The sequence below is a fragment of the Candidatus Pelagibacter sp. Uisw_099_02 genome, from assembly GCF_047727625.1.
In the GTDB taxonomy this organism is placed as follows: Bacteria; Pseudomonadota; Alphaproteobacteria; order Pelagibacterales; family Pelagibacteraceae; genus Pelagibacter.
Window position 1 is genome coordinate 1,238,955 of sequence record NZ_CP159822.1, and the last position, 18,402, is coordinate 1,257,356.

The following is an 18,402-nucleotide window of genomic DNA, read 5'->3' on the forward strand; positions in this document are numbered from 1 at the left end:
TTTTAGTCTGTAATTATATTAATCAATTTATCTTTAATAAAAATTGTTTTCACAATTATTTTGTCTTCTAAATATTTATTACATTTAGCATCTTTATATATTTCTTGCATCAATGCTTTTTCATTAATATTAAATTGCATTTCCATTATAGATCTTTTTTTACTATTTATCTGAATTACTATAGAAGTTTTGCTTTGTATTAAGTATTTTTTTTCAATTTCAGGCCATTGATAGCTATTCTTGATGTTCAAATCCTCAAAACATTCAGCTGAAAGATGTGGTAAAATTGGATTTAAAGAACATAATATTTTGATATAATTAACTTTTAAATCTTCAGCACTTACTGAGGAAATATTTTTGGAAAAAAAATTATAAATCTCATACAAATTTGCTACAAGCACATTATATTGAAAACTTTCTAAATTTTTTGTAATCTTTTGAAGTATTTGATTGGTAAATCTAAAAATTTCATCTCCCTTCTTTCCTATAAATTTATCATTTTGTCCTTCAATCTGATTTTTTATATTTAAGTGTAAGGTCCAAAACTTCTGGATAAATTTAAAAGCAGCCTTTATTCCAGTATCTGACCACTGTATGTCTTTTTCAGGGGGGCTATCTGATAAAATAAATAACCTTACAGAGTCAGCACCATAATTCTTTATTATTTCTTCAGGGTCAATGGTATTTTTTTTTGATTTAGACATAGACTCTATGGGTCCTACAATTATTTTCTCTGAAAGATTATTTTTCTTATAATAGTTTTTATTATCCTCAGAGGTTATTTCATCAGGACTAACCCAGTTATTCTCTTGATCTTTATATGTCTCATGACAAACCATACCTTGTGTAAATAAGCCTTTAAATGGCTCTTTTATATTTATTTGATCATTTTTGTAACTCAAAGCCCGCATAAAGAACCTTGAGTATAAAAGATGTAAAATTGCGTGTTCCACCCCTCCAATATATTGGTCAACTGGCATCCAATAGTTAATATCGTCAACATTAAAACCATTTTCATCATTCTTAGGTGAACAAAATCTTAAAAAATACCATGAAGAGTCTACAAAAGTGTCAAGAGTATCCGTTTCTAGCTCACACTCCTCACCATCAATTAAAATTTTCTTCCATTCATCTTGATGATCCAGTGGATTACCTTTTGTATTAAGGTTTATATTTTCTGGAAGTTTAATTGGTAAAAATTCATTTGGTATTTTTACAATTTCATTATTTTTATTATAAGCAATGGGTATTGGGCATCCCCAATATCTTTGACGAGAAATACCCCAATCTTTTAATCTAAAGTTAATTTTTTTATTTCCTAATTTCTTCTCTTCCAGAACTTGAATGGCTTTTAATATTGATTCCTCTGGTGCACTTAACCCATCAAGGAATTTTGAATTAAAAATTTTCCCTGGTCCTGTATACGCTTCTTTTTCAACCTTAAATTCTCCGACATGATCATTTGGTTTTACAACAGGTATTATGTCTAGATTATATTTTAATGCAAAATCTAAATCTCGCTGATCATGACTTGGGCATCCAAAAACAGCTCCAAAGCCATAATCCATTAAAACAAAATTAGCAAAAAAAATAGGAATTTTTTTTTCAGAGTCAAAAGGATTTGTTGCTAAAAGTTTAGTTTTAAAACCTATTTTTTCAGCTTGTGCTATAGCCTCTTCTGTTGTGCCAGACTTTGAGCAGTCTTCTTTAAATTTTTTAAAATTATCATCTTTTTCATAATATTTGGATATTGGATGATCAACTGATAGAGCCAAAAATGAACAGCCAAAAAGTGTATCAGGTCTTGTTGTAAAAATTTTTACAGATTTTACGTCATCAATGCCTTCAATTTGAAAAGTAATTTCACTACCAAAGGATTTTCCAATCCAATTTTTTTGCATCACCTTAACTTTATTAGGCCACTCATCAAGTTTTTCTAAATCATCTAAAAGTTCATCTGAAAATTTTGAAATATTAAAACACCATTGGTTAAGTTTTTTTCTTTCAACTATGGCCCCTGATCGCCAGCCTCTGCCATCAATTACTTGTTCATTTGCTAAAACTGTTTGATCAATAGGATCCCAGTTTACATAGTTTTCTTTTCTATAAACTAAGCCCTTGTCATATAGATCTAGGAAAAATTTTTGTTGATGTTTATAGTATTCAGGTGAGCAAGTTGAAATTTCTTTGCTCCAATCAATAGATAAACCAAGTTGTTTTAGTTGTGATTTCATTGTGGATATATTTTTTTCTGTCCACTTCTTAGGATCTAAATTATTCTGACGAGCAGCATTCTCTGCGGGCATTCCAAAAGAGTCCCATCCCATGGGGTGAAGAACATTAAACCCACGCATAGATTTATATCTAGCTAAGACATCTCCAATAGTATAATTTCGAACATGCCCCATGTGAATTTTACCAGATGGATATGGAAACATTTCAAGGCAATAAAATTTTTTTTTGTCTTTGATGACCTTTGATTCAAAAACTTTTTTATCCTCCCAAATCTTTTGCCATTTTTCTTCTACTGATTTAAAATTATATCTAGTCACGAGTGTGTCTTATAACCCTATCTATCTGAGGATTTCAGAAAATCTAAGCTTCTTTTTTTACCTTTTTTTTTACTTTTAAAATAAGTAGCTGCTTTTTTTAAAATAGCCAATTTTAATTCATTATTTAAAGCACTTTCATTTTCTATTATTTTGCAATTAGTATTTACGTCACAATTTTTATTGAAGATTTGAATATTTAATGCGTCAGATCTAATTTCATTTGTTAAAAAACGAATTGAAATTTTAATTGATTTATTTGGTTCGTTAGTATCATTATACCAATCTGTTATTATTAACCCCCCACCATAGTCAACTGCAAGAAGTGGCATAAAATCTAATGTATCAAGTGTTGCCCTCCACAATTCATTAGAGGTAGCAAAATCAAAAGAGCCGTTATTTTTTTCTTTATTACCAAAACTAAAACCTCTTCCTTCTTCAATATTTTTTTGTATCCTTTTTTCAGGCTCAGGAGGGAATTTTTTTGCATCTGTAGGCCTATATAAACCACATGATTCTAGACTTAAAATCATAAGAAAAAGGACTATTAATTTTAGAGTTATTTTGATTGCCATAAAGCTCAGATAATGCTTTAATTATCATATTTTTAAGATCATGATAGGTTTAAATTTTTAACTAAATTTAAAGTAGAAAAAAACTAAAAATAAGGGATATAGTGTTGCATAAAAGCATCAATTGCCAAATAAATGGTCAGAATTATGATAAAATTTAATAAAATAAAGCAAAATTTGCTAATAAAACAGTGTTTATAATTATAAAACAATAAAAATGGAGAAAAATATGAACAACTTAAAAAAACTAGGGTTAACTGCATTAGCAGGTTCTCTAGCAACTACTGCAGCTTTTGCAGGTGCATTAGATGTATCTGGAACTGCAAAAATAAAATACCAATCACAGCATGAGTCAGAAACTACTGGAAACTCATACAGTACAGATAAAGCTATTGGCTTTTCAGGATCTGGAGATTTAGATAATGGAATGACTGTAAGTTATGGTTACACTATGACTGATGCAGCTTTCTCATCTACTTCTGTTAAAATTGACATGGGTGATGCAGGAATGATTGGTCTAGGAAATGGAACTGACATTGCTGGTATCGGTAAATATGATGACGTTATGCCAACTGCTGGTGAAGAAGTTTGGGATGATGTTAATGCTGATGATAACGGTGTTGTTGATCATTCAAATGTGAACCAATGGGGATATGAAGGTAGCTTAATGGGAGCAACAGTTTCAGTTGCTTATACTAATAATGCTGCAACTGGTTCAGATAAATCTATCGTACTACTTTCAAACGATCTAATGGATGGTTTACAAGTTGGTATTGGTATGGGTGATAAAGCTGGTGCAACAGTTACGACTGACCAAGATCATTCAACTATGTGGGCTAAGTACACAACTGGTCCTGCAACATTGGGTATCCAGGTGTCGAAAATTGACAACACGCTTACTACTTCTGACGAAGACAGAAATCACATTGCTGCGTCATTTGCTGTAAATGAAAACTTAAGTGTATCTTATGGTTTATCTACAGTTGAGTTTGGTGACACTACTAAATCTGACGAAGACAGTGCAGGTTTCTCAGCGTCATACACAATGGGATCAATTACTATTGGTGCAGTTCATAACACAACTGAAGCTGTAGCTGGTACGTCAACTGATGATGATAGTTTCACAGAAGTTGCTGTAACATTTGCATTTTAGTAATTAAGTAAATTTAAAATTTAAAAAACAGCCCATATTAATTTATGGGCTGTTTTTTTTGTCTCTCTCAAAAAAGCTTATTCCAGCAAACCCAAAACAATTTAATAAGTCTAGTTGTTTAATGTTTTCTTTAGATAGCCCACCCAAAACAATAATTTTTTTTTTTGTTAATGAGGATAATAACTTAAATCTATTAATACCTAAATAATTTTTGTTTTTTCTAAATGGTGAAGATAAAAAAACAGCATCAACCTTTTGTAAAACTTTAGCATTGATTTCTTTGTAATTATGAACAGAACCTAACAAAATAAAATTTTTTCTATATGAGTAACAAAGGTGTTTATATTCTGTATTAAAAGAGGGTATATAAGCACCATCCAAATTGAGCTTTAAAGCTAATTTAATATTATTTGATAGAATAAATTTATTGCCTCTTTTTTTTGAATAATTCTTTATTTTTAAAATTAAATTTGTGTCTAATTTTTCAGTATAATTTCTATAAATTATTGCTGTATCTTTATCAAGTTTATCTATGTGATTTTTATCAAATTTACTTATAAAGTAATACTTATTAGGTAAATAATTATGCATAATACTGTTAAAAACTTAACTTATATAAAAGAGCTAATTAAATCAAAAGTAAATGATTTAAATAATAATAAAAAAAGCAAAATTATCGCTGTATCAAAGACATTTCCTATTGAAAAAATTTTACCTCTCATTGAGTATGGACATTTAGATTATGGTGAAAATAAAGTCCAAGAAGCATTAGATAAGTGGAAAGACATTAAAGCTAGAAATAGAGAGATTAAAATACACTTAATTGGAAAGTTACAAACGAATAAAGTAAAGTTGGCAGTTAAAATTTTTGATTATGTTCACTCATTAGATAGTGAAAGATTAGCTAGTAAGATTGCTGAAGAACAGAGTAAACAAAACAAAAAACTTAAGTTTTTTATACAAATTAATATTGGTAATGAGGAACAAAAATCCGGAATAAGTAAAGAGAAAGCTTCAGAGTTTAATGAATATTGTAAAAATTTAAATTTAGATGTAATTGGAACCATGTGCATTCCACCTAAAGAAGGAGAGGTCAAAAATTATTTTTTAGAGATGAGTAAAATTAATAAAGAATTAGGCCTAATCGATTTAAGCATGGGCATGTCAGAAGATTATTTGGAAGCAGCTAAAAATGATGCAACATTTTTAAGAATTGGGTCTAAAATCTTTGGTCCAAGAAGTTAATCAATTTTTATTTGTGTTTTTTGATTAATTAATTTTAATATGATTTCAAAATCTTTTTTTTTAAGAGCTATACAGCCAGCTGTAGGTTTATAGCTATTAGTTATATGTATAAAGATTGCACTACCCTTATAGGGAATTTTTTTACTATTATGACTAATTGTTATTAAATAATCATATATGTGATCTTTTCTATAAAAATTTTCTTTATTTTTTTTATTAATTTTTAGAATTTCACTGTTATATTTTTTATGCTTTGGATCATCACACCAAGCTATATTTTTTTTAATAATTTTTTTTGCAATTTTACATTGAGGAACTCCAACCCTATCTTTCCTAAAATATAATTTTTCTAACTTGAACAAACCTTTTGGTGTTGAATAATCTCCCTCTATTTTATTTGAATTTAAGCCATTTTTACCTACACAACATTTGAACCTAAAATCATCAATTATTAGGGTGTTTTTATTTTTTACATGAATTATCATAGGTTTACTGAATATGATTAAGCAAAATGTTTTTATTATAAATTTTAACTCACTATATGAAGTTTTATGTGAGATTAAAGAACATTTAACTTTTAAAATAATAAAATATGAAAATAAAGAGGATTTTATTAATAGTTTTGATTTAGATATAAAGAATTCTTTAGTAATTTCAAACTCTCAACAGAAGTTATCACAAAATAAGAATATAACAGATCACAATTTATTATTTTTTAATGAATTACCTTTGCCTTTAAATAAAATTTTAGAACTAATTAATATTCAATTAATCAAACTTAAATTTAATTATCAGTCTAAAGTTAATATTAAAAGTTACGAATTAAATCTAAACTCTAAATTTTTCTCTAAAAATAATGTAAGTTTAAAATTAACAGAAAAAGAAATTGAAATTATTTTATATTTAAATAAGACAAAGACAAAACATGATGTGTCTGATTTACAAAAAAATATATGGGGTTATTCACCTGAAATGGAAACGCATACTGTTGAAACACACATATATCGATTACGAAAAAAGTTAAATATCAAATTTAATGATAACAATTTTATATTAAGTCATAAAAATGGGTATTTTATTGAGTAAAATAAAACTAATTTAATCTAGCGCCAATTTTTTGAATTATCTTTGACGACATTTCTGTACCCTTTTCAAGACTCTTTTCTATTGAAAATTTATTAATAAATCCATGAAGATATCCTGCTGCAAACAAATCACCAGCACCTGTTAAATCTATAATTTTCAAATTTGACTTAGCTTCACATTCAACCACTTCATTATTTTTAATAGCAATACTCCCTTTTTCTCCTCGAGTAATAATAAGAAGTTTTCCTAATTGTTTTCCAAACGTAATAACATCACTAAATTTTTTTGTATCAATTAAAGATTTAATCTCCTGTTCATTAGCAAAAGTAATATCAAGCTTATTTTTAACAAGGTTTAAAAAACTATCCTTATGTCTTTTTACACAAAACTGGTCGGATAACGTCATCGCTTTTTTATTAGCTAAGGACATTGCTTTATCAAATGCAGATTTTGGATCACCTTCATCCCATAAATATCCTTCTAAAAATATCATTTCACTTTCTTTAACAGCATTTTCATTAATATCTTTTTCACTAATTTTTCCTGCTATACCTAAAAAAGTTATCATTGTTCTTTCCGAATCAGGTGTTATTAGAATTAAACATGTACCAGTCGGTAAAATTTCTTCTCTGTTATCATAAAAATATTGCACTTTTTCCTTAATCAGACCCTCTTTATATTTTTGGCCTAATTCGTCAGAATTGATTTTACCAATAAATCCAACATTATTTTGTAATTGAGATAGGCCAACAATAGAATTTGCAACTGATCCACCAGATACAGTTTCTTCAATTTTTAGAGTAGATAAAAGTTTTTTGAATTCATTTTCATCTACTAGCTTCATAGTGCTTTTTGTTAAACCATTTTCTAATAGATATTGATCATTTACTTTACATATGACATCAACAATTGCATTTCCGATTCCTAAAATTTTCATATTAAGCTTTTTTTATTTTAACTGGATTTTTTCTATTAGGATAACAAGTGGTACAAATTTTACAAGTCAAACCATAACACTCCCTTGCCTTACAAAATTCTCTTCCATAATAAATTATCTGTAAGTGTAATTTGCTCCACTTTTTTTTAGGAAATAGTCTTTTTAAATCCTTCTCTGTTTGAATAACATTTTTACCACTTGTTAAACCCCATCTTTGAGCAAGCCTATGTATATGAGTATCTACTGCAAATGCAGGTATACCAAATCCTTGAGACATCACTACACTTGCTGTTTTATGTCCTACACCAGGCAGTTTTTCAAGCTCTTCAAAGCTTTTAGGTACTTTGCCACCATGATTATCTAAAAGTTGCTTAGACATTAAGTAAATACTTTTTGCTTTAACTCTAAAAATACCAATACTTTTAATTAATCTTTCAATTTTTTTTCTGCCTAATTTTACGAAATGCTCAGGTTTATAATATTTTGGGTATATATTTTTAGTTACATTATTAACATTTAAATCAGTACACTGTGCCGACAAAAGGACTGACATTAAAAGAGTGAATTTATTTTTATGGACTAGGGGAATGGGAGTTGTTGGATAAATTTTATTTAAAATTTTAAGTATTTTATTTATTTTGTCTTTTTCATCCATTATTCAAAATTTAATAAATCTCTCATTGAATAAAGTCCAGGCCTTTTATTTATAAGCCATTTTGCAGCAATTAGAGCACCATCAGAGTATAAAGATCTGTCAAATGCTTCGTGATTTAATTTTATTATTTCTTTACCACTAGAAAATGCAACCTCATGCTCTCCAATAATTTCTCCTTTTCTAATTGAATTAAAATTAATTTTTTTTCCATACTGAAAAGATTTTTTATTTAAAAATTTTTTACCAATTAAATTATAAAGATTTTTATTTTTTCCATTTGCTATACCTTTTCCCAGCATTAAAGCTGTTCCTGAGGGATAATCTTTTTTATGTTTATGATGAACTTCATACACTTTGCTTAAATATTCATCATTCAATGATTTTGAAGCAATTTCAGTTAAATACATTAACAAATTAACACCTAAGCTCATATTACCAGCTTTTAATATAGGAATTTTTTTTGAATACTTTTTAATTAAACTATCTTCTTTTTTAGTAAAACCAGTTGTTCCAATAACTACTCTTTTTTTAAGTCTTGATGCAATTTTAAGGATATCTAAAGTACATTTTGGAACTGTAAAGTCCACTATTACATCAGTTTTTTTAAAAGCTAGCTCTGTATTTAAATCAAGTTTGATATTAGCTATTTTTTTATTGATAATTTTGTTTTCTGTAAGAGCTACAAGTTTAAAGTTTTTATTAGATTTAGAAGATTTAATAAGTTGCTGACCCATTCTCCCAAGACAACCAGAAATTGCTAAATTGATTTTTTTCATTTAGAAAATATTAACCTTTTTTGGTTAATTAGTCTTTTAGTTTTTCCAAAAACTTTTAGCTTTTTGAAAGAACTTTTTAATACTTGGATTTGATTTTTCATTTTCTATTTCTCTAAATTTTTCAAGTAACTCTTTTTGCTCTTTATTTAGTGAAATTGGAACTTCGGTATTGACCTGAACATAAAGGTCTCCATTTCCACTTCCTCGCATGTAAGGCATTCCTTTTCCTTTTAGTCTAAATTGTTTTCCATTTTGAGTTCCATCAGGTATTTTAATTTTTGCCCTACCACCATCAATTGTTGGTATTTCAATTGTAGTACCTAGTGCAGCATCAGCAATTGATATAGGAAATTCAAAAAATAAATTTTCATCAGATCTTTTAAATAAATCATGAGAGTGAACATTAATAAATAAATATAAATCTCCACTAGCTCCACCCTTGGTGCCAGCTTCTCCTTTGCCAGCCAATCTTATTCTAGTTCCGTCATCAACACCCTTTGGTATTGTTACTGATATTTTTTTTGAAGCCTGTTTGTTGCCTTGACCGTTACAGTCAGTACATGGATTAGTAATTTCTTCTCCAGTTCCTTGACATTGAGGACAAGTTTGTTGAACTGTAAAAAAACCTTGATTAGATCTTACTTTACCGTTCCCACCACAAACTGTACATCTGTCTGGAGAGTGACCAGGCTTAGAACCATTTCCTTTACACAATGTACATTTTTCAGTCGTTGAAAATTTTATATCTTGCTTTTTACCTTCATACGCCTCTCTAAGAGAAATTGATAAATCATATCTTAAATCAGAACCTCTATTATTTGTTTTTCGCCCTCTCGACCTACCACCTCCGCCAAAGTCACCAAAAAAATCCTCAAAAATATCTGAAAAATCAGCTCCACCGAAGCCACCACCCTGTCTCGAACCCCCTCCACCCTCAAAAGCAGCATGGCCAAAATTATCATAGTTTTGTTTTTTCCCCGCATCAGAAAGAATACCGTATGCCTCACCAGCTTCTTTAAATTTGTCTTCGGAAGTTTTATCTCCAGGGTTTTTATCAGGGTGATGTTTTACTGCTAGTTTTCTGTATGCAGATTTTAATTCTTCAGGGCTTGCATTTTTGCTAACACCTAAAACGTCATAAAAATCTCTTTTAGCCATAAGTTAGTCTAAGATGATAGTTGTTTTAAGTATTAAGCACTTTTTTCTTTATTTTCTTCTTTTTTATCCTCTTTTGTTTCTTCTTTACCTTCTTCTTTTACTTCCTCAAAATCTGCATCAACTACGTTGTCATCTTTTTTTGTTTCATTATTCTCATCACCATCTTTAGGTGAACCTTCTTTTTTTTCTTGAGATTTGTAGATAGCTTCACCAAGTTTCATAGAAGCCTGAACTAAAACTTCTGTTTTCTTTTTAATATTTTCAGTATCAGTTCCTTTTATAGCTTCTTTCAAATCAGTTGACGCATCTTCTATTGCTTTCTTTTCAGCGTCTGAAACTTTAGCACCATGTTCTTTTAAATTTTTTTCAGTTGAATGAATTAAGGTATCTGCTTGGTTTCTTGCATCTACAGATTCTCTTTTCTTTTTATCTTCATCTTTATTAGTCTCTGCATCTTTAACCATCTTTTCAATTTCCTCATCACTCAAGCCACCTGAAGCTTGGATTTGAATTTTTTGTTCTTTTCCAGTTCCCTTATCTTTTGCAGAAACACTAACAATTCCATTTGCATCAATATCAAAAGTTACTTCAATTTGAGGTACTCCTCTTGGAGCTGGTGCAATACCTATTAATTCAAAATTCCCCAACATTTTATTATCAGATGCCATCTCTCTTTCACCTTGAAGAACTCTTATTGATACAGCTGGTTGGTTGTCATCTGCTGTAGAAAAGACTTGGCTTTTTTTTGTTGGTATTGTTGTGTTTTTTTCAATTAATTTTGTTGATACTCCACCCAATGTTTCAATTCCAAGTGACAAAGGTGTTACATCTAAAAGAAGCACGTCTTTAACATCCCCCTGAAGAACACCTGCTTGAATTGCTGCACCCATTGCAACTACTTCATCAGGGTTTACACTTTTGTTTGGTTCCTTTCCAAAAAAATTTTTAACTTCAGCTAAAACTTTAGGCATTCTTGTCATTCCACCAACCATTACAACTTCATCAATTTCATTTGCAGTAAGACCCGCATCTTTTAGAGCTGTTTTACATGGTGGCAAAGTTCTTGAAATTAAATCTTCAACTAAAGCTTCTAATTTTGCTCTAGTCATTTTCAAATTAATATGCTTTGGACCCGTTTTGTCTGCAGTTATGAATGGTAAATTAACATCAGTTTGTTCAGCAGACGAAAGTTCTATTTTTGCTTTTTCAGCAGCCTCTTTTAACCTTTGAAGGGCTAGTTTATCAGTTTTTAAATCTATTCCATTATCTTTTTTGAACTCACCAACTAAGTAATCAACAATTGTGTTGTCAAAATCTTCTCCACCTAAAAATGTATCACCATTAGTAGATTTAACTTCAAATACACCATCACCTAATTCAAGAATAGAAACATCAAAAGTTCCTCCACCCAAGTCATATACAGCAATTTTTTTATTTTCTTTTTTCTTATCTAAACCATATGCTAATGAAGCAGCCGTTGGTTCATTTATAATTCTTAAAACTTCTAATCCCGCAATTTTACCAGCATCTTTTGTTGCTTGTCTTTGAGCATCGTTAAAGTAAGCAGGAACAGTTATCACAGCTTTAGTTACTTCTTGTCCCAAATATTTCTCAGCTGTTTCTTTCATTTTTATAAGAATGAAAGCTGATATTTGTGAAGGTGAATATTTTTCACCTTTTGCTTCAATCCAGGCATCCCCTTTTTCTGAGCTAACTATTTTAAAAGGTGCTGCTGCAATATCTTTTTTTACAGTAGGATCTTCAAAATTTCTCCCAATTAATCTTTTTACAGCAAAAATAGTATTTTCAGGGTTAGTTACCGCTTGTCTTTTTGCGGGTTGTCCAACAAGTTTTTCTCCATCATCAGTAAAAGCAACAACAGAAGGAGTTGTTCTTGCACCTTCTGCATTTTCTAAAACTTTAGGCTGACTACCTTCCATGATAGATACACACGAATTTGTTGTTCCTAAATCTATTCCAATAATTTTGCTCATAATTTAAATCCTACTCTTCATATAAGTGTTAATTTTTAATCTACAAGTTCTGACAAATATTATAAATTGTCTGAATTCTCCTTATTTTCCTCATTTTTTTCTGCTTTATTTGTTGTTTTTTTTGAAACTCCTACTAGAGATGGTCTAAGCAATCTATCTTTCATCATAAAACCTTTTTGAATCTCTTGAATAATGGTGCCTGGCTCTTTTTGATCATCTTCAATCTCGATCATTGCTTGGTGAAGATTTGGATCTAGTTTTTTACCAATCGAATCTAAAGGAGTAATCCCATTTTTTGATAAAATAGAAATCATATCTTTACTTATAATATCAAAATGCTCTAAAGTTTTTTTTAAAGCTTCTGAATTTTTCAAAATCTCATCACTCTCTAGTATCAGTTTTGACCTTTCCAAATTATCCACTAAGTTTAAAGTTTCTTTTGCAAAAGCAAAACCTCCATAATTAAAAGCATCTTCTCTTTCTTTTTCAAATCTTCTTCTCTGATTTTCCATTTCTGCGAAAGCCCTAGACAATTTATCTTGCAGTTCTAAAATTTTTTCTTCTGAAGTAATTTCGTTTGGCAGTTCTTTGCTTTCCGAAGCTCGAGATACAGAGTCATTGTCTAATTCTTCTGTTTTAATCTCTCCAGATTCATTATTTTGTGTTTCAAAATTAGTGTTTTGATCTTTTTCCATTGAGACTTATATGGTATGAAATTTGATAATTGCTAGATGTTAAAGAAAAAAATTACAAAAATATTAGTTGGTACCAACAATACTGGAAAATTAAGGGAAATTAAGGATTTATTGCCTAAAAACCTGAAAATTTACTCTACAGCTGACTTTAATATTAAAAGCCCCCCTGAAAATGGAAAAACTTTTAAAGAAAATTCTTTAATTAAAGCTAGATATTTTTCTAAAAAAGCAAAAATGATTTGCTTATCAGATGATTCAGGGCTGGAGATTGATATTTTAGATGGAGCTCCAGGTATCCATTCAGCTAGATGGGGTGGAAAAAAGGGAGATTTCATTAAGGCAATGAATAAAGTTTTTAAAGAATTAGATAAAAAAAACAGAAATTGGAAAACTGAAAAAATTAAAGCCAGATTCATTTGTGCTTTAACTATTTATGGACCCAATCAAAAAACTATAAATTCTATTGGTAAAATTGAAGGACATATTTCACCTTATATGAAAGGAAAAAATGGATTTGGTTATGATCCAATCTTTATACCTAAAGGAAAAAAAATCACGTTTGGAGAAATGAAAGTATCACAAAAATATAGGATAGATCATAGATTTAAAGCTTTTAAAAAAATTAAAAAATTTTTGTAAACTCATTATCTTCAACTTTATAAAAATTAAGAATATGGTTAATTTTATTATTTTTTATTTCAAAAATTCCAACCTTACCTTTAAATAAAGTTTTTTTAGTAAATATTTTTTCGTCCACAATTGAATTGTTTTGAAGTATCAAGTAATAAACTAGTCCAACTAAATCAAAACTTAAGAAAGATAATTGATTTGGATAATGATTAAATCTTTTAAAATATTCTGCTGAAAAATCTTCATAATTTTTTTTATTTATAGAAGGAAAATAAAGTGGTTGTGTGCTTGCTTCCCCGAGTAGAGATTTATCAAACCATTGATTTAGTGTTATGAAATATTTTTTTTTAGGTGAGATATCAGTATATAACAGGGAGGTTGTAACACTTTTTAGGCTTTCATCAAAATCTGCAATTATTATAGAGTCAAATCTAACACTGCCAAGAGTGTCTTTTTTTTTTAATTTTTCAATTAATTGCTCTTTATTGTTTTGATCTGATTTTTCTAATCTAACTATTTCATCATCAAGATTTTGTTTTCTCTTATCATATTGTGTTATTTTTTCTATTTGTTGAGTTAGCTTAGTAGGATCTGTATTGTAGACATAATTTTTTATTATCTTTATTTTAGAAACAGAAATAGCTTTCTTAATTTCATTTTTATAATTTACATCTGGAGTTAAAAAAATAGTTTTTTCTATTTCTTTTAACTTTAGAAATTTTTTAATGGTATTTAATTGTGAAGTTGCATTAATACCAGCATTAATAATATTTTTTGAAAAATTGTTATTTTTGTTTGTTAATGATAAAAAAGTTATATTAGCTAATTCATCAAGATAAATTAAATTTTCGTTAAAAACTGGACCAATAATTATTTTTATATCTAGTTTGGCTAATTCTTTTGCTGCCTTTAAAGTGCTTTCAGGATTAGATCGAGTATCTTTAGGAACAATTTGAATCGATAGGTTGTTTATTTTATTAATAGCTAGTCGTACAGATTTAACTATAGATTGACCTATCTCAGAATTTTTACCCGTTAAAGGAACAAGCAATCCAATTTTGATTTTTTCACTAGCAATGATTTCTGCTGTTGAAAGTGAAAAAGTTAAAGTTAAAAGTAATATAATTTTAATAATTTTCTTCATTTTAATGATATTATTATAACGATTATATTGTGATGATTCTACATACTGAAGATAAAAATAATAAAATTAAAAGTGGCCTTTATATTGTTGCCACTCCAATTGGAAATTTAAGTGATATTACTTTAAGAGCCATAGATGTCCTAAAAAAATCAGATTATATACTGTGTGAAGATACTCGAACTTCAAAAAATTTATTAGACAAGTATGAAATTAAATCAAAGTTAATTTCGAATCACAAATTTAATGAAAAAAAGAATCTATCTAAAATAATAAATATTTTAAAATTAGACTGTGTTATCTCGTTAATTTCTGATGCGGGAACTCCTTCAATTTCTGACCCTGGAAAAATATTAATTAATGAGTGTGTGATAAATAATATTAACATTTTTCCAATATCTGGTGCATCAGCTGTTTCAACTGCTATTTCTATTAGTGGTTTTAGTGAAAAATATTTTTTTTATGGATTCTTTCCTGAAAAAAATAAAAAGTTAAAAGAAGATTTTGAAAAATTAGCAAATTTAAATAGCTGTATTATTTTTTTTATTTCTCCACGAAAATTTAATAAATCTGTAAAGGAAATTAAGTATCATTTTTCAGGGAGAAAAATTTTGATATGTAGAGAGATGACAAAATTTTATGAGGAGTATAGTAGATTAGATATTGATGATCTTGAGCCTTTTAAGTCTGATCCAAAAGGGGAAATAACAATTGTTATTTCTGAAAAACTTAAAGAAAAAAATCCTTCGATAATCTTGAAAGAATCTGATAAAAAAAATATTCAAAAAATGATTAAAAAACTAAGCATTAAAGACATTACTGATTTAATTAGTCAAAATACTAATGTACCCAAAAAAGAAATTTATAATTACTGTTTAAAACTAAAAAATGAAAAGTAGAATTTTTTTAATAAGTTTAATTTTTTTGATCTTCACAGGATGTGTGGGAATAAGTTCAAAAGGTATTTTCGGAACAGGAGTTAGTGTTGCTTTAGACCCAAGATCTTTAGGAACTCAAATAGATGATTCTGTAATGCAAAAAAATTTAGCAGCAAGATTAGCACTAAGAGATAAAAATCATTTATTATCTGTAAGTACAAAAGTTTTAGATGGTAGAATTTTCTTAACAGGAAAAGTTGATGATCCAGAAGAAAAACTTCAAATTACAAAATTAGCATGGGAAACTAAAGGGACTAGATCAGTTAAAAATGATATTAAATTAAAAGAAGATTTTAATTTTAAACAATCAGCAAAAGATTTGTTGATAACTTCTCAATTGCGTACGGCCCTAATATTTAATAAAAAAATTAAGGCAACAAATTATCAAATAGACACTTATAAGAAAAAAATATTTATTTATGGAATTTCTTTAACAAATGATGAAAGAAAAGAAGTGATAAGTGAAGCTAAAGAAATACTGGATGTTGTAGACGTTATAGCAAGTATAGTTTTAGTTGAGGATTTAAGAATTCAAAAAAATTAATTTTTTTCATAGTCAATCACATCAGCAGAATAAGCCGCAACTGAAGCTAGATTAATTATTTCTGATGTAGAAGATCTTAATGGTGCTATTTCAATTGGTTGACCTAATCCAATTAATAGAGGTCCAATCACTTTTGTATCACCTAAGCTTTTCATCATTTTATATGAAATCGCAGCACTATGTTGTCCTGGCATTACTAAGATATTTGCATTACCAACAATGCTTGAGAAAGGATAAAGTTCTTTATATTCCTCATTTAAAGCAACATCAGGCTGCATGTCACCATCAAAATCAAAATCTACATTTTTATTTTTTAAAATTTCAACAGCTCTTTTTATATGTTTGGTTCTACTTGTGAGAGGTTGGCCAAACGTTGAATGAGAAACAAAGGCAACTTTTGGAATAAAGCCAAACATTTTAACTACTCTTGCAGCAGATATGGCAATTTCAGCAAGCTCTTCTGAACTTGGATATTCGTTAACACTAGTATCTCCAACAAAAATAGTTTTTCCTTTTGCAATAACCATATTTAACCCAAACATGATCTCTCCTGGTCTAGCTTTTATAACTTGTGTAACCTTTTCAAAAGATGCTCCAAATCTCCTAGTGTTGCCAGTTACAGCTCCATCAGCATCACCACATGCCACCATACAAGATGCCCATATAACCCTATCATTTCTTACAAGCCTATCACAGTCTCTTTCTAAAAGACCTTGTTCTCTTTGCATTTTTTTGAATAGATAATTAACATATTTTTCCCGTTTTTTAGAGTCTGTTGAATTTATTATTTCAATGCCAAAATGATCATCGTAACCAATCTCTTTTATTCTTTCTATAATTTTTTCTTTCTTACCAACTAAAATTGGAATTCCTAACTTTGAATTTTTAAATGCAATTGCTGCTTTAAGAGTATTTTTGTCTTCACCATCTGCAAAAACAATTTTTTTTTGATTTTTTTTAATATAAGAATTAATACCCTGCATAATTGTAACTGACGGATTAAGTCTTTGCTTGAGTTGTTCTTTATAAACTTCAAAATCATTAATATCTTTTCTAGCAACACCACTATTCATTGCAGCCTTTGCAACTGCGGCAGGAATCACACTAATTAATCTTGGATCAAAAGTGGATGGAATTATATAATCTTTCCCATAATGAGGTCTATCACCACCCATAGCTGCAACCACTTCATCAGGAACATCTTCCCTTGTAAGCTTTGCTATAGCATCTGCCGCAGCTACTTTCATTTCTTCATTAATAGTTTTTGCCCTAACATCAAGAGCTCCTCTAAAAACATAAGGAAACCCAATTAAATTATTTACTTGATTGGGATAATCCGATCTTCCTGTAGCAATAATAGCATCATCTCTAACTTCTTGTATTTCTTCAGGAGTAATCTCAGGATCAGGGTTAGCACAAGCAAAAATTATAGGGTTTTTTGCCATTTTTTTTACCATATCTTTTGAGAGAGCACCTTTCACAGAAAGTCCTAAAAAAACATCAGCACCACTAATTGCTTCATCTAATGTTCTAAATTTTGTTTCAGCAGCATGTGATGATTTCCATTGGTTTAATCCTTCTCTGCCCTGATAGATTACCCCTGATCTATCTACCATAATTATATTTTTTTGAGGAACACCACTATTTTTAAATAAATTAGTACAAGCCATTGCAGATGCACCAGCACCATTCACAACAACTTTAATTTTGTTAATAGATTTACCAGATATATCTAGGGCATTAATTAATGCAGCAGTTGTAATAATTGCTGTGCCATGTTGGTCGTCATGAAAAACAGGAATATCTAAAATTTCTTTTAATTTATCTTCAATAATAAAACAATCTGGAGCAGCTATATCTTCTAAGTTTATTCCTCCAAAACTGCATGCAAAATTTTTTATACTATTTATAATCTCATTAGAATCTTTAGAATCAATTTCTAAATCAATAGAATCAATATCTGCAAACCTTTTAAATAGAACTGCTTTTCCTTCCATAACTGGTTTTGAGGCTAGAGCACCTAAATCGCCCATACCTAAAATTGCTGAGCCATTACTAATAACAGCAACAAGGTTTCCTTTTGAAGTATAATCATATGCGGAATCTGGGTTTTCTGCAATTGCTCTAACTGGTACAGCAACACCTGGAGAATAGGCTAAAGCTAGATCTCTCTTTGTAGTCATTGGTTTAGAAGAATTGATCTCAATTTTTCCAGGTTTATTTCTGGAGTGGAAATCTAAAGCTTCCTTATCAGTATAATGGTCTATTTTTGTTTTTTTCATTTATGTTAATTAGATATACAAATGGAGCAAATTTAAGACTAATATGA

At 29.0% G+C, this 18,402-nt stretch carries 18 protein-coding genes; 6 read left to right on the top strand and 12 right to left on the bottom strand.

Translation table 11 applies throughout. From position 1 onward, the window contains the following. Window positions 1-2 precede the first annotated feature (2 nt). The gene (gene leuS, locus ABXT47_RS06690) at window positions 3-2,552 is read right to left on the bottom strand and encodes a leucine--tRNA ligase (RefSeq protein ID WP_415308360.1); all 2,550 of its coding nucleotides are present in this window, start codon (window positions 2,550-2,552) and stop codon (window positions 3-5) included. Between the two features lie 17 nt (window positions 2,553-2,569). Next, window positions 2,570-3,082: a DUF3576 domain-containing protein gene (locus tag ABXT47_RS06695; RefSeq protein WP_415308362.1), complete on the bottom strand. Its 513-nt coding sequence runs from the start codon at window positions 3,080-3,082 to the stop codon at window positions 2,570-2,572. 268 nt (window positions 3,083-3,350) lie between these two features. Here ABXT47_RS06695 and ABXT47_RS06700 point away from each other — a divergent pair, with 268 nt between their 5' ends. Next, entirely contained in the window at window positions 3,351-4,274 is a 924-nt protein-coding gene (locus ABXT47_RS06700) for a porin (protein ID WP_415308363.1), read from the top strand. Between the two features lie 42 nt (window positions 4,275-4,316). Here ABXT47_RS06700 and ABXT47_RS06705 read toward each other — a convergent pair whose 3' ends face one another. After that, window positions 4,317-4,865 carry a thiamine phosphate synthase gene (locus tag ABXT47_RS06705; RefSeq protein ID WP_415308365.1) on the bottom strand — a complete coding sequence of 183 codons (549 nt, stop codon included), beginning with the start codon at window positions 4,863-4,865 and terminating at the stop codon, window positions 4,317-4,319. On the opposite strand from ABXT47_RS06705, the gene ABXT47_RS06710 reads away from it, so the two are divergent. After that, window positions 4,860-5,519 carry a YggS family pyridoxal phosphate-dependent enzyme gene (locus ABXT47_RS06710; protein WP_415308367.1) on the top strand — a complete coding sequence of 220 codons (660 nt, stop codon included), beginning with the start codon at window positions 4,860-4,862 and terminating at the stop codon, window positions 5,517-5,519. The two genes, ABXT47_RS06705 and ABXT47_RS06710, sit on opposite strands and share 6 nt — an antisense overlap. On the opposite strand, the gene ABXT47_RS06715 is transcribed toward ABXT47_RS06710, so the two are convergent. After that, window positions 5,516-6,004, bottom strand: coding sequence for a L,D-transpeptidase family protein (locus ABXT47_RS06715; RefSeq protein WP_415308369.1), 489 nt, complete (start codon window positions 6,002-6,004; stop codon window positions 5,516-5,518). The genes ABXT47_RS06710 and ABXT47_RS06715 overlap by 4 nt on opposite strands. Window positions 6,005-6,017: 13 nt before the next feature. On the opposite strand from ABXT47_RS06715, the gene ABXT47_RS06720 reads away from it, so the two are divergent. Next, window positions 6,018-6,605 (top strand): helix-turn-helix domain-containing protein, encoded by a 588-nt coding sequence (locus tag ABXT47_RS06720; protein ID WP_415308370.1) that lies wholly within the window; start codon window positions 6,018-6,020, stop codon window positions 6,603-6,605. A gap of 7 nt (window positions 6,606-6,612) precedes the next feature. Here ABXT47_RS06720 and ABXT47_RS06725 read toward each other — a convergent pair whose 3' ends face one another. From ABXT47_RS06725 to ABXT47_RS06750, 6 genes are read right to left on the bottom strand one after another with little or no spacing between them, the layout of a single operon-like run. Next, a complete protein-coding gene (locus ABXT47_RS06725) occupies window positions 6,613-7,542 on the bottom strand; it encodes an adenosine kinase (protein WP_415308371.1) in 930 nt (309 codons plus the stop codon). Between the two features lies 1 nt (window position 7,543). After that, a complete protein-coding gene (nth, locus tag ABXT47_RS06730) occupies window positions 7,544-8,197 on the bottom strand; it encodes an endonuclease III (RefSeq protein WP_415308373.1) in 654 nt (217 codons plus the stop codon). Further along, window positions 8,197-8,973, bottom strand: coding sequence for a 4-hydroxy-tetrahydrodipicolinate reductase (gene dapB, locus ABXT47_RS06735; RefSeq protein WP_415308375.1), 777 nt, complete (start codon window positions 8,971-8,973; stop codon window positions 8,197-8,199). Before dapB ends, nth begins: the two co-directional genes overlap by 1 nt. Before the next feature lie 36 nt (window positions 8,974-9,009). Further along, entirely contained in the window at window positions 9,010-10,131 is a 1,122-nt protein-coding gene (gene dnaJ, locus ABXT47_RS06740) for a molecular chaperone DnaJ (protein ID WP_415308376.1), read from the bottom strand. 32 nt (window positions 10,132-10,163) lie between these two features. Continuing rightward, a complete protein-coding gene (gene dnaK / locus ABXT47_RS06745) occupies window positions 10,164-12,125 on the bottom strand; it encodes a molecular chaperone DnaK (RefSeq protein WP_415308378.1) in 1,962 nt (653 codons plus the stop codon). A gap of 59 nt (window positions 12,126-12,184) precedes the next feature. Next, window positions 12,185-12,820: a nucleotide exchange factor GrpE gene (locus tag ABXT47_RS06750; RefSeq protein WP_415308379.1), complete on the bottom strand. Its 636-nt coding sequence runs from the start codon at window positions 12,818-12,820 to the stop codon at window positions 12,185-12,187. A 36-nt stretch (window positions 12,821-12,856) separates the two neighbouring features. Between ABXT47_RS06750 and rdgB the strand changes: the two genes are divergently transcribed. Further along, window positions 12,857-13,459 carry an RdgB/HAM1 family non-canonical purine NTP pyrophosphatase gene (rdgB, locus tag ABXT47_RS06755; protein ID WP_415308380.1) on the top strand — a complete coding sequence of 201 codons (603 nt, stop codon included), beginning with the start codon at window positions 12,857-12,859 and terminating at the stop codon, window positions 13,457-13,459. Here rdgB and ABXT47_RS06760 read toward each other — a convergent pair. After that, the gene (locus ABXT47_RS06760) at window positions 13,443-14,594 is read right to left on the bottom strand and encodes an ABC transporter substrate-binding protein (RefSeq protein WP_415308382.1); all 1,152 of its coding nucleotides are present in this window, start codon (window positions 14,592-14,594) and stop codon (window positions 13,443-13,445) included. The two genes, rdgB and ABXT47_RS06760, sit on opposite strands and share 17 nt — an antisense overlap. Before the next feature lie 32 nt (window positions 14,595-14,626). Between ABXT47_RS06760 and rsmI the strand changes: the two genes are divergently transcribed. Continuing rightward, window positions 14,627-15,490 (top strand): 16S rRNA (cytidine(1402)-2'-O)-methyltransferase, encoded by an 864-nt coding sequence (gene rsmI / locus ABXT47_RS06765; protein ID WP_415308384.1) that lies wholly within the window; start codon window positions 14,627-14,629, stop codon window positions 15,488-15,490. Beyond that, window positions 15,480-16,073: a BON domain-containing protein gene (locus ABXT47_RS06770; protein WP_415308385.1), complete on the top strand. Its 594-nt coding sequence runs from the start codon at window positions 15,480-15,482 to the stop codon at window positions 16,071-16,073. Before rsmI ends, ABXT47_RS06770 begins: the two co-directional genes overlap by 11 nt. Here ABXT47_RS06770 and ABXT47_RS06775 read toward each other — a convergent pair. Further along, window positions 16,070-18,355, bottom strand: a complete 2,286-nt coding sequence (locus tag ABXT47_RS06775) for an NADP-dependent malic enzyme (protein WP_415308387.1) — start codon at window positions 18,353-18,355, stop codon at window positions 16,070-16,072. The two genes, ABXT47_RS06770 and ABXT47_RS06775, sit on opposite strands and share 4 nt — an antisense overlap. Window positions 18,356-18,402 lie beyond the last annotated feature (47 nt).

Coding starts and splice junctions, on each gene's coding strand:
- ABXT47_RS06725 (WP_415308371.1), bottom strand. CDS start 7,542: ATGAAAATTTTAGGAATCGGAAATGCAATTGTTGATGTCATATGTAAA.
- dapB (WP_415308375.1), bottom strand. CDS start 8,973: ATGAAAAAAATCAATTTAGCAATTTCTGGTTGTCTTGGGAGAATGGGT.
- ABXT47_RS06700 (WP_415308363.1), top strand. CDS start 3,351: ATGAACAACTTAAAAAAACTAGGGTTAACTGCATTAGCAGGTTCTCTA.
- ABXT47_RS06705 (WP_415308365.1), bottom strand. CDS start 4,865: ATGCATAATTATTTACCTAATAAGTATTACTTTATAAGTAAATTTGAT.
- ABXT47_RS06715 (WP_415308369.1), bottom strand. CDS start 6,004: ATGATAATTCATGTAAAAAATAAAAACACCCTAATAATTGATGATTTT.
- ABXT47_RS06770 (WP_415308385.1), top strand. CDS start 15,480: ATGAAAAGTAGAATTTTTTTAATAAGTTTAATTTTTTTGATCTTCACA.
- dnaJ (WP_415308376.1), bottom strand. CDS start 10,131: ATGGCTAAAAGAGATTTTTATGACGTTTTAGGTGTTAGCAAAAATGCA.
- ABXT47_RS06710 (WP_415308367.1), top strand. CDS start 4,860: ATGCATAATACTGTTAAAAACTTAACTTATATAAAAGAGCTAATTAAA.
- rdgB (WP_415308380.1), top strand. CDS start 12,857: ATGTTAAAGAAAAAAATTACAAAAATATTAGTTGGTACCAACAATACT.
- ABXT47_RS06750 (WP_415308379.1), bottom strand. CDS start 12,820: ATGGAAAAAGATCAAAACACTAATTTTGAAACACAAAATAATGAATCT.
- ABXT47_RS06775 (WP_415308387.1), bottom strand. CDS start 18,355: ATGAAAAAAACAAAAATAGACCATTATACTGATAAGGAAGCTTTAGAT.
- rsmI (WP_415308384.1), top strand. CDS start 14,627: ATGATTCTACATACTGAAGATAAAAATAATAAAATTAAAAGTGGCCTT.
- ABXT47_RS06760 (WP_415308382.1), bottom strand. CDS start 14,594: ATGAAGAAAATTATTAAAATTATATTACTTTTAACTTTAACTTTTTCA.
- ABXT47_RS06720 (WP_415308370.1), top strand. CDS start 6,018: ATGATTAAGCAAAATGTTTTTATTATAAATTTTAACTCACTATATGAA.
- nth (WP_415308373.1), bottom strand. CDS start 8,197: ATGGATGAAAAAGACAAAATAAATAAAATACTTAAAATTTTAAATAAA.
- ABXT47_RS06695 (WP_415308362.1), bottom strand. CDS start 3,082: ATGATTTTAAGTCTAGAATCATGTGGTTTATATAGGCCTACAGATGCA.
- dnaK (WP_415308378.1), bottom strand. CDS start 12,125: ATGAGCAAAATTATTGGAATAGATTTAGGAACAACAAATTCGTGTGTA.